Source organism: Brevundimonas huaxiensis (assembly GCF_014218725.1).
Lineage (GTDB): Bacteria > Pseudomonadota > Alphaproteobacteria > Caulobacterales > Caulobacteraceae > Brevundimonas > Brevundimonas huaxiensis.
The window spans coordinates 176,422-185,747 of the sequence record NZ_JABBJE010000006.1; the positions used below are offsets into that span (position 1 = coordinate 176,422).

Sequence of the window (9,326 nt, forward strand, 5' to 3'; positions counted from 1 at the left end):
ATCGCGGTTCCCGGAGAGGTCTGTTTGAGCGGCTCATTGGACCTTTTCGAAACGTCGGAATCGGACGTAACGCCCCATATCGGCGACGGCTTGCATTGGCCCGACGTGCGCGGCTGGCTGCAGACCCATCCCCAGACGCTGCTGGACGACCGCTCCCTGCTGGAAGAGATCGGCCTGCGTCCGCACGGCCGCAACGTGGTCGAGTTCGGCGCCGCGGCCCTGACGCGGCTGGAGGCCGTGGTCGAGCGCGAGACCGGCGCACGGCGTGAGATCGAACTGGTCGCCCGCGCCAACTTCGCCGCCCAGACCCAGACGCACGTCGCGACCCTGGACCTGATGGAGGCCAAGAACCATTCCGACCTGGCGCGTCGTCTGGATGCGGCGGCGCAGGGACGGTTCGGCTTGGCCGGCGCCGCCATCGCCCTGGAAAAACCGGGCGGCGTGCCCTTCGGCTGGCGCGCTCTGGAAGAAGGCGACGTCGACAACCTGCTGGGCGAGCACGGCCTGACCTGGCTGGGCCCGATGATACAAGGACTGAATTTCTTCGGCGCGGCCGAGGAACAGGTGCGGTCCATCGCCCTGGTCCGCATGGCCCCGCACCTGACGCCGGGCGGGCCGCCACGCCCCTGCATCTGCGCCTTCGGCTCGCCGGAGCCCGAAGGCTTCACCCCCAACATGGGCTGCGAACTGGCCGCCTTCCTGGCGCGGGTGACGGAGCGGATGGCCGAGCGATGGCCGGTTCTCAACTGACCGCCTCCGACGCCCTGCGCGCCTGGCTCGATCACCTGGCGCATGAACGTCGCCTGTCGCCACGCACGCTGGAGGCCTATGGCCACATAGGCCGGCTCTATGTCGCCTTCCTCGAACGCCATCGCGGCGAGGCGCTGTCGCTCAAGGACATGGGGACGATCACCGCCGCCGAGGTCCGCGCCCACATGGCCGAGCGACGATCCGGAGATCACCCGCTGGCGGCCCGGTCACTGAGCCAGAGCCTGTCGGCCATTCGCGGCTTTCATGCCTTCCTCGACCGGCGGTTGGACACGCCCGCCCCGCAGTTGGCCCTGGTGCGCGGCCCAAAGGTCAAGCCGTCCCTGCCCCGTCCGGTGACAGAGGACCAGGCGCGCGGGCTATTGGCCGAGCCGGACGCCGATCCCGATATCGAACCGTGGGAGGCCGCGCGTGACAGAGCTGTCCTGACCCTGCTCTACGGCTGCGGCCTGCGGATCTCCGAGGCCATGTCCCTGACCCGCGCCGATGCCCCGCTGGGCGAGACCCTGCGTATCGTCGGCAAGGGGTCCAAGACGCGGATCGCGCCGATCCTGCCCGCCGTACGTGACGCGGTGGACGCCTATCTGGCTCTACTGCCCTTCCCGCTCCAGCCCGCCGACGCCCTGTTCCGCGCGCGCCGCGGCGGCCCCTTAAGTCCCCGTCACGTCCAGACCTCGGTCCAGAAGCTGCGCGGGCGGCTGGGCCTGCCCGAGCGCACCACGCCTCACGCTCTCCGCCACAGTTTCGCGACCCACCTGCTGGGCGCCGGCGCCGACCTGCGGTCGATCCAGGAACTACTGGGCCACGCCAGCCTGTCGACGACCCAGAAATACACCGGCGTCGATGCCGATCGCCTCTTGAACGCCTATGCGGCCGCCCATCCCCGCGCCTAGCGACGCGGCGCGGGCGGAGCGGGTGTCACGCCGACATCGGGCTGGGCCGGCATCAGGTTTCGACCCAGCGCCCGTCGATCCGGCACGGCGTAGCTGATCGGCACGGGACAGTTATTCTGGTCGCGCCGGTCCAGCAGCAGATAGCGCCGGACCTGTCCGTCATCGAGCGAGCGATCCAGCGTCATGGCGCCGGCGCCGCCTTGCCGAGCCTGCATCAGCGGATCGCCGCAACGCAGCGCGTCCGCCCTTGCTGCGGAAACAGTAAGATCACGGCTGGTGATCGCGCTGGAAGACGCCGCCGCAGGGTCGGACAGGGCCAGCATAAGCAAGGTCAGCATCGCATCCTCCTGTTTCGGCTGGGACGATACGCCGACAACCTCCGATTAGCCAGACAGCGCCGACTGCCGGCGGGAAGGCGCAGCCGCGCTGAGACACGACGGACAAGAATATGTCTCAGGCTCTTCGCCGAATGAGCGTAGCGTGCCCAGCCCTGGCGAAGGCTTGAGGAGGACAGGCAAGTGCGGCCAGGGATTGGCGAAGGATCGAGCGTGAAAACGTCACGGCGCAAGACGCTGGGCCTGCTGGCGGCTGTTTCTTTTGTATCCGCCCAGACCGCCGTCCCGGCGGACCCGCCCGATCAGGTCCGGCTCTTGCAAAATCTCCTGACGCGGATGGGCGTCGGCGTGCGGCTGAACGGAAGCGTCCAGCAGATCTTCGTCATCGACACCGGCGCCGAGCAAAGCGCGGTCTCGGCCGAGTTGGCCCGGGCCTTGGCCCTTCCGCCCGGCCGCCCCGTCGTGGTGCACGGGATCACGGCGGCCGAGGTCACGCCGACCGTACAACTGGCGCAGATCGAGATCGGACGCCGACGCTTCACCGACCTGACCCTGCCGGTCTTTCCGCGCGACGCCCTGGGCGCCGACGGCCTGCTCGGTCTGGACTTGCTGTCCCGCTTTCGCCTGACGCTGGACGTCAACGCCCGCCAGGTCGCCCTGTCTCAGTCAGGCTCGACCAGCATCGCGCTGACGACCAGCCCCGACGCCACGCGGCCCCAGCAACAGGACGTATTGGTCGCCGGTCGTCGCGGTCGCTTCGGTCAGCTGATCCTGACCCGGATCGAGGTCGCGGGCGTAGAGGTCGCCGCCTTCATCGACAGCGGCGCGGAATATTCGATCGGCAATCTGGCCCTGATGCAGGCGATCGACATCGGCCAGGCCGCCGCCCCGTCCGAGCCTGTGCGCATGGTCGGCATCGTCGGCGGCGCGGTGACGGCCCGCACCGGCACGACGCCCGCCCTGCACATCGCGGGACGATCGCTGGGACCGACCCCGCTGCTGTTCGCCGACCTGCATGTGTTTCAGGTCATGGACCTGATCGACAAGCCGGCCCTGCTGCTGGGCGCCGATATCCTGAGCCGGTTCAGCCGCATCACCCTGGATTACGGCCGCAGCCGGGTGGCCTTCGGCGGCGTGCTGCGCCGTCGTGCGCCCAGCTGATCAGATCGCCTTGATCGCCCCGCCGTCCAGCCGGATCAGAGAGCCGGTGACATAGGCCGCCAGCGGACTGCACAGGAAAGCGGCGGTGGCGCCGAACTCCTCGGTCGTGCCGATGCGGCCGACGGGGATGGATTTGACGGATTCGGCCCGCGCCTCTTGCGGCGTCGTGCCGGTGCGCTCGGCGGTCGCCTGGTCCAGCCTTTCGATCCGCGGCGTATCGATCCGCCCCGGCAGCAGGGTGTTGACCGTGACACCGTCCGGTCCGACCTCGTTGGCGAGCGTCTTGGCCCAGGCCGCGACCGAGGCCCGCAAGGTGTTGGACACGCCCAGCGCCGCCGACGGCTCGACCACCGTGATCGAGGCGACGTTCAGAATCCGCCCCCAGCCGGCCGCCCGCATGCCCGGCAGCACCCGATCGGTCAGGCGGAAGATCGACAGCACCATCGACTCGAAATGATCGCGCCACACCGCCGCCTCTAGCCCCGACACGCCCGACGGCGGCGGCCCCCCGGTGTTGTTCAGCAGGATTTCGATCGGCCCGCCCAACAGATTCTCGGCTCGATCCACCGCCTTCAGCAGCGCCTCATGATCCGCCAGGTCCGCCGCCGCCACGACCGCCTTGCCCGGTCCGGTCGCGTTCAGCGCATCCGCCACGGCCTGAAGCTTTTCCGCATCGCGCGACAGCAGGGCGACATGCGCGCCCTCGGCGACCAGGGCCGTCGCCACGGCGCGACCGAGGCCGGATGAGCCGCCGCAGATCAGGGCGCGCTTGCCGTTCAGTTTCAGGTCCATGGTCGATCTCCGGCTCCGGTTTCCAGCTTCGCATATCGGACGCCGGCCCGTCCGGCGCAACGCGGCGTTAACCGACGCGGCGCACCTTCGTGTCCGAGCGGCCGCCAGCACCCGTTTGGACAGGCCGGGAAGGGCCCGCCCATGCCGACCAAGATGACCTCCAGCATCCGCCGCCACAGCGATCATTTCGAACCACAGGACACCGATCCGCACGAGCAGCGTCGCCTGCGCGGCCAGTTGGAGCAGATCGACTACGCCGCCTATGTCGCCAACAAGGAGGTGATCGGTCACGCCCTGAACGGGGTGGACGCCGCATCGCTGCAAAAGCTGGCGGTCATGACGGCGACGGCCCGCGCCAAATGGGTCGCGGAATCGCTGCGTCTGGCTCATTCTGGCTCGGCCGTCACGCCCGATCAGGTCGCCCGCCTGACCGCCGCCCGCACCGCCTTCGACGAGCTGGCCGAGGCTTATGAGGCGCTGCGCCGCATCATCGAACGGGGATACGTCGCCCTGAGGTGACCGCGTCGCCGGCATGTGCGGAACCGGGCGCCCTCGTCCTCGTTCTGCGGCCATGAAAATCGCTCGCATCGCTTCCATCGCCCTGATCGCCGGCGCCGCCCTGACGCTGGGCGCCTGCGCCACCCTGCAACGCGGTCCCGTCGGCAACGCCGCCGTGCCCCAACCCGCCAAGCCGGTCGATCTGAACCGCTACGCCGGCCTGTGGTATGAGATCGGGCGCTACGAGAACGGGTTCGAGCGCGGCTGCGAAGGGGTGACCGCTCAATATACGGTGCGCGATGACGGCCTGGTCGGGGTGTTGAACACCTGCCGCCAGGGTGCGGTCGACGGTCCGGAAAAGACCTCCGAGGGCAAGGCGAAGATCGTCGAGGGCAGCGAAAACGCCAAGCTGAAGGTGTCCTTCTTCGGCCCCTTCTATGTCGGCGACTATTGGGTGCTGGACCGCGCCGACGACTATTCCTGGTCCATCGTCGGCGAGCCGTCGGGCCGCTACCTCTGGCTGCTCAGCCGCACGGCGCAACCTTCGGCCCAGACCCGCGAGACCATTCTCAACCGCACCCGCGCCCTTGGCTATGACCTGACGCTGGTCCGGCCGACCCAGCACTGATCGCCCGCCTCACGCCGCCCCGTCGCCACCTTCAAGGATCATCCATGCGTATTGCAACGCTCGCCGCCCTGTCGGCCCTTCTGGTGTCCGCAGGATCGGCCTCGGCCGAGACCATTTCGACCCACGTCCTGGATTTGGCGCGCGGCGTCGGCGGCCGCGACGTGCCCGTCACCCTGGCGATCAAGGACGGCGACGGCGGCTGGCGACAACTGGCGACCGCGCGCACCGACGAGAACGGTCGCGTCCGCTCGTTCGGCGATCAGATCACGACCCAAGCGGCAACCTACAAGCTGACGTTCGACATGTCGCAATACGGCGACAAGGACGCCCAGCCCTTCTTCCCAGAGATCGACGTGGTGTTCCAGGTCCGCGACCCCAGCATCCACTATCACGTCCCTGTCGTCGTCAGCCCCTACGGCTACAGCACCTACCGCGGCAATTGAGCCAGGGAGCGGGCCGATCGGCTTGTATCTCGGGTCTGACTAGGAACGCCTGGTGGAGCCGAGGGGATCGCATTGGGGTCGGATTCGTCGGTCATGAGGATGCTCTGCGACTCGTAGGGTCGAAGCGGCAGCAGAGTCCGATGTCAGGCAGGGGTCAACGTCTTCCACGGCCCTCTATGACCGTCCCTGACGTCAGGAGGCAACGCTCTTCAGACGGCCTTCCTCGACCGCGAGCATGGAGCGTTTGATGCGCTGGACCGATGCCGTGGAAGTGCCGGTCGCCTTCGCTACCGCTCGGATGCTCTGACCGTCCTTCAGGGCCTTCTCGACCCTCTCCACACGGTCAGGCGACAGGCTGGGCCGACCGAACTGGACGCCCTTGGCACGAGCGCGAGCGACTCCGGCTCGGACCCTACCCCTAATTAATTCGCGCTCGAATTCGCTGAACACGGCCAGCATCTGGAAGAGCATCCTGCCCGAGGGCGTCGATGTATCGACCGACTGCTGGTGCAGATAGAGGTCGCAGCCACGGGCTTGGATGTCGGACAGGAAGGCTACCAGATCGCTTAGGGAGCGTCCCAGACGGTCCACCGCATAGGCAGCGCAGATGTCGATCTCTCTGCGATGGATCGCTTTCAGCAAGGCGTCATAGCCCGGTCGCTGATCCCGGCCCTTGGCGCCCGAGATCGCTTGGTCCTCGAACACCCGCACGATGGTCCAGCCCGCCTTTTCGCCGACGTCGGTGAGGATGCGTATCTGGTTCTCGACCGTTTGCTGGTCGGTCGAACATCTGACGTAGAGGCCGCATCGCTTCATCCATCAGAAGGTCTCATGGATCGGCGGGGCGTCAATCAGATCGGCGCGGAGAGGGCCTTGGCCATGCGGTAGTTGCGGAAGGTCTCTCCCCGGAGTTCGACGTCCTGCGCCTCGATAACCTCGAAGCCGTTGCGTTCGAAGAACGGGCGGGCGGTGATGCTGGCCTCGGTGAACAGCCGGTCGATGCCGTGTCGGTTCGCATGGTCGTGGATGTGATCCAGCAGGGCACGCGCGACGCCTCGGCCTTGGTGGTGTGCGTGGACGAACATCATGTCGATGTGGCCGTCTGGCTCCAGATCGCTGAAGCCCGCGATTTCTCCGGCGACTTCCGCCACGAAGGTCGGTCGGCCGCCGAGGCGCGTCGCCCACTGCTCTCGGTTCACAGCGACCGGCGCCCATGCGTCGATCTGGGTCGGGCTGTAGTCCCGGCTGGCCACATGCCTCACTGATCCAGCGAACAGGTCGATCAGCACATCGAGGTCTTCCGCGCGGTAGGCGCGGATGTGGATGGTCTCGTTCATGGCGTCGCCTGATGTCAGAGGGGCGGCGCCTTTAGCTGGGCGAGCGGATGTCGTCCAGCGGTATGACGAACATCTGGCTGTAGCCTTTGTGCCCGTCACTGGTGGTGAAGACGACGAACTCCTCGCCCGCGTGATCGGCCGCCTCTCGCACCAGATCGCTGAACTCGTCGATGTGGCCGAGGCGCCCGGTCAGCACGAAGCCGTCCTCATCCCGCCGCATGTCGTAGGCAGGGTGATCGTTCAACAGCTTGTCGAGGAGCCGTCCCATGCCCGAAGCAGAACACCGGTTTCCGTAATGGTCAAGCCGGGCCGTCCGCTCTGGGCTTACTCGGGTGGTAGATGGTCCCACTGCTTCAGCGTGGCGAGGATGGCCTCTGCGACCATGTTCCTGACCTCGCGCGTCTGCTGGGCGGCGGGGGCATGAAGCATCAATGCCGCCCATACGAAGTCAGCCGCATCGAAGGCGAGAGCCGATGCGAGAGAATGTTCGGCGAACTCGCCGACGCCCTGTTCCCGCTCTTTGATCAGCCGCTCGATGGCGGCGCCATGTCGGATCGCTTTTTCCAAGGCGTAGGGCGGCAACGGAAAGCTGTCGATGTCCACGGGTAGGTCTCCAGTTCGCGACGATCATAGCCGATCCCACGCCAGTCGCGGTCGCCATGTGGTTTTCAGAGGTATCTTTCAGCACAGCGAAAACGGGGGGTGGAACGCCCGGATTTGCTGGGTTCTGGAAGGCCAGATTCAAAGGGGTTTTTGGAACACCTCAATCCTCCTTTTAGAAGCCCTCGGACACACCCTTTCGGTAGTCCTCGACCTCCTTGATCTGGGCGGGGTTCTTCATCTTGGGATCGACCTTCACCCCGAGCTTGTCGAGGAAGGCGAGAGCGTTGTCGCGCTTAACAGGATCGACCGGCGGCGGTGGAGGCGGCGCGGGAGGCCAAGGCTGACCGCCTTCCACATAGCCGCTCTCCCCCTTCACTTTGCCTGTGGCCAGATACTCATCAACCCATGCCAAAGGATACAGTCCGCTATGTCCGTGTCCCTTGATGAAAAAGGGCGGGTAGCCCTTGGGGTTCTTCGACATCGCGTTCTTGGTCGGCGACGGTTCGATCATCTCGATGACTTGATCGATGTTCAGTATGTGCCCAACCGGCACGCCCAGTCGAGCAGCTAAATCCTGCTTCGCCTGATCCTTTTTCGATGTTCGGGCCAATGCCGCCTCCCACTTTCTGTGAGGAAAAAAGGTGGCAGACCGGTCGTTAAGATCAGCAGAATCGTCGGCGCGATCCCGCCTTGGACGGCAGATTGCACACCTTCGGCAGCAGATCGGCATCTCGGCCGATCATCGGACGACAGATCGGCGGCAGATCGTCGAGCAATGGAAATTCTGATGCTGCCCAACGCTTTACGAGATCGCAGATTTCGAGATGATGTCGGTGCTTGGCCAAGTCGAGGCGGGTTATCACGCCCTCCCGTAGAGACCTCATCCGGGTCTCATAACACCCGAGGCGAGGGATCGTCCTCACCTCTGACGGGACTTCTATCCCGATACGACGACTACCGCTTCGAACACCGCTTCGGGGCAGCGATAAACTGTGGGCGCCCACCAACCAACCGAATGCGACGTGCGTGAACATCAACCCATCGGCCCAACGGCCAGAGACATTAAGGACGACGACAATGACGAAAACAGCGACCGTTAGCGCAACCGACAAATACGGAACCGAGCGCACCCACACCAATCTCAGCCGTGAATGGTTCAAGGTCTCAGGACCGTCCGCTGACGACACCTTCATCGGCACGAACGCCGAAGGCGACCGCGAGAACATCAACCGCTACAGGAGCGACTTCGACCGCGAGACGTGGGATGCGCTGACCGCTGACCTGCATGCTAAGGCCCCGCTTGAGGATACGGGGGCATGATCAATGATACCGCGCGAGAGGAGTTTGATCGCATCGTTGAGCGGATGAGCGCGCCTTCAGGTGCCTAGCCGCCTGTCGCCTGCGTGCTTGATCGGCCAGCGGCCCGCCATCTTGGAATGTCTGGCTATCGACCGGGATGAATCTTCTTCATGTCAGCAGGTCGAGGAACGACGCGACGTCAGTCGGGTCGTTCACGGCCATGCTGAACGCCGGGACCGGAGCGGCTTCGCGACGGACGCGGCCGATCAGTTTGCTCATATGACCTATCGCCGGGACGGCCAACCGCCGAGGCGGTCGTCCGCTCCTGACGATGATGGCCATGGATCGCATCTGCCGCCGTCAACGGTCGGCCTCCTCGATCCACGCCAATCAATCGCCCGTCGTGGTTCAATTCTGGCGTTATCGATGTCGAAGAGCCAAGGCCCGGAAATGTCGCCTATGTCTTATAAGAGATGACGTGCCCCTGAGTTTTCATCCAGCGGCGACCAGAGTCCTTGGGTTAGTTACGCCTCGCAGCGTGGGGTGAGCAACAGGCCGGGCCGCGCAGC

General features: G+C 65.8%; 14 protein-coding genes. 7 read left to right on the top strand and 7 right to left on the bottom strand.

The window, feature by feature from the left end; translation table 11 throughout:
- Positions 1-36: 36 nt before the first annotated feature.
- Positions 37-750, top strand: coding sequence for a DUF484 family protein (locus HF680_RS12560; RefSeq protein WP_017506120.1), 714 nt, complete (start codon positions 37-39; stop codon positions 748-750).
- A complete protein-coding gene (locus HF680_RS12565) occupies positions 732-1,661 on the top strand; it encodes a tyrosine recombinase XerC (RefSeq protein ID WP_017506119.1) in 930 nt (309 codons plus the stop codon). The genes HF680_RS12560 and HF680_RS12565 overlap by 19 nt, the downstream gene beginning before the upstream one ends.
- On the opposite strand, the gene HF680_RS12570 is transcribed toward HF680_RS12565, so the two are convergent.
- Entirely contained in the window at positions 1,658-1,999 is a 342-nt protein-coding gene (locus HF680_RS12570) for a hypothetical protein (protein ID WP_185225288.1), read from the bottom strand. The genes HF680_RS12565 and HF680_RS12570 overlap by 4 nt on opposite strands.
- Positions 2,000-2,209: 210 nt before the next feature.
- Between HF680_RS12570 and HF680_RS12575 the strand changes: the two genes are divergently transcribed.
- The gene (locus tag HF680_RS12575) at positions 2,210-3,157 is read left to right on the top strand and encodes a retroviral-like aspartic protease family protein (protein WP_185225289.1); all 948 of its coding nucleotides are present in this window, start codon (positions 2,210-2,212) and stop codon (positions 3,155-3,157) included.
- Here HF680_RS12575 and HF680_RS12580 read toward each other — a convergent pair whose 3' ends face one another.
- Positions 3,158-3,949, bottom strand: coding sequence for an SDR family oxidoreductase (locus HF680_RS12580; RefSeq protein ID WP_045810692.1), 792 nt, complete (start codon positions 3,947-3,949; stop codon positions 3,158-3,160).
- 141 nt (positions 3,950-4,090) lie between these two features.
- On the opposite strand from HF680_RS12580, the gene HF680_RS12585 reads away from it, so the two are divergent.
- From HF680_RS12585 to uraH, 3 genes are read left to right on the top strand one after another with little or no spacing between them, the layout of a single operon-like run.
- Positions 4,091-4,468, top strand: a complete 378-nt coding sequence (locus tag HF680_RS12585) for a hypothetical protein (RefSeq protein WP_039243940.1) — start codon at positions 4,091-4,093, stop codon at positions 4,466-4,468.
- 52 nt (positions 4,469-4,520) lie between these two features.
- Positions 4,521-5,075 carry a lipocalin family protein gene (locus HF680_RS12590; protein WP_185225290.1) on the top strand — a complete coding sequence of 185 codons (555 nt, stop codon included), beginning with the start codon at positions 4,521-4,523 and terminating at the stop codon, positions 5,073-5,075.
- A gap of 44 nt (positions 5,076-5,119) precedes the next feature.
- Entirely contained in the window at positions 5,120-5,518 is a 399-nt protein-coding gene (uraH, locus tag HF680_RS12595; protein ID WP_052247546.1) for a hydroxyisourate hydrolase, read from the top strand.
- Between the two features lie 192 nt (positions 5,519-5,710).
- On the opposite strand, the gene HF680_RS12600 is transcribed toward uraH, so the two are convergent.
- The 5 genes from HF680_RS12600 to HF680_RS12620 form a co-directional block, all read right to left on the bottom strand.
- Positions 5,711-6,334, bottom strand: coding sequence for a recombinase family protein (locus tag HF680_RS12600; protein WP_185225291.1), 624 nt, complete (start codon positions 6,332-6,334; stop codon positions 5,711-5,713).
- A 35-nt stretch (positions 6,335-6,369) separates the two neighbouring features.
- Positions 6,370-6,855 carry a GNAT family N-acetyltransferase gene (locus HF680_RS12605; protein ID WP_185225292.1) on the bottom strand — a complete coding sequence of 162 codons (486 nt, stop codon included), beginning with the start codon at positions 6,853-6,855 and terminating at the stop codon, positions 6,370-6,372.
- Positions 6,856-6,886: 31 nt separating this feature from the next.
- Complete coding sequence (locus tag HF680_RS12610) at positions 6,887-7,123, bottom strand: hypothetical protein (RefSeq protein ID WP_185225293.1); 237 nt, start codon at positions 7,121-7,123, stop codon at positions 6,887-6,889.
- A gap of 56 nt (positions 7,124-7,179) precedes the next feature.
- Complete coding sequence (locus HF680_RS12615; protein WP_185225294.1) at positions 7,180-7,458, bottom strand: hypothetical protein; 279 nt, start codon at positions 7,456-7,458, stop codon at positions 7,180-7,182.
- Positions 7,459-7,630: 172 nt separating this feature from the next.
- The gene (locus HF680_RS12620) at positions 7,631-8,068 is read right to left on the bottom strand and encodes a hypothetical protein (RefSeq protein ID WP_185225295.1); all 438 of its coding nucleotides are present in this window, start codon (positions 8,066-8,068) and stop codon (positions 7,631-7,633) included.
- Positions 8,069-8,535: 467 nt separating this feature from the next.
- Here HF680_RS12620 and HF680_RS12630 point away from each other — a divergent pair, with 467 nt between their 5' ends.
- Positions 8,536-8,778 carry a hypothetical protein gene (locus tag HF680_RS12630; protein WP_185225297.1) on the top strand — a complete coding sequence of 81 codons (243 nt, stop codon included), beginning with the start codon at positions 8,536-8,538 and terminating at the stop codon, positions 8,776-8,778.
- Positions 8,779-9,326 lie beyond the last annotated feature (548 nt).

What these genes read in the sequence shown, in the direction of transcription:
- HF680_RS12565 (WP_017506119.1), top strand. Translation starts at nt 732, where the DNA reads ATGGCCGGTTCTCAACTGACCGCCTCCGACGCCCTGCGCGCCTGGCTC.
- HF680_RS12570 (WP_185225288.1), bottom strand. Translation starts at nt 1,999, where the DNA reads ATGCTGACCTTGCTTATGCTGGCCCTGTCCGACCCTGCGGCGGCGTCT.
- HF680_RS12580 (WP_045810692.1), bottom strand. Translation starts at nt 3,949, where the DNA reads ATGGACCTGAAACTGAACGGCAAGCGCGCCCTGATCTGCGGCGGCTCA.
- HF680_RS12585 (WP_039243940.1), top strand. Translation starts at nt 4,091, where the DNA reads ATGCCGACCAAGATGACCTCCAGCATCCGCCGCCACAGCGATCATTTC.
- HF680_RS12590 (WP_185225290.1), top strand. Translation starts at nt 4,521, where the DNA reads ATGAAAATCGCTCGCATCGCTTCCATCGCCCTGATCGCCGGCGCCGCC.
- uraH (WP_052247546.1), top strand. Translation starts at nt 5,120, where the DNA reads ATGCGTATTGCAACGCTCGCCGCCCTGTCGGCCCTTCTGGTGTCCGCA.
- HF680_RS12600 (WP_185225291.1), bottom strand. Translation starts at nt 6,334, where the DNA reads ATGAAGCGATGCGGCCTCTACGTCAGATGTTCGACCGACCAGCAAACG.
- HF680_RS12605 (WP_185225292.1), bottom strand. Translation starts at nt 6,855, where the DNA reads ATGAACGAGACCATCCACATCCGCGCCTACCGCGCGGAAGACCTCGAT.
- HF680_RS12610 (WP_185225293.1), bottom strand. Translation starts at nt 7,123, where the DNA reads ATGGGACGGCTCCTCGACAAGCTGTTGAACGATCACCCTGCCTACGAC.
- HF680_RS12630 (WP_185225297.1), top strand. Translation starts at nt 8,536, where the DNA reads ATGACGAAAACAGCGACCGTTAGCGCAACCGACAAATACGGAACCGAG.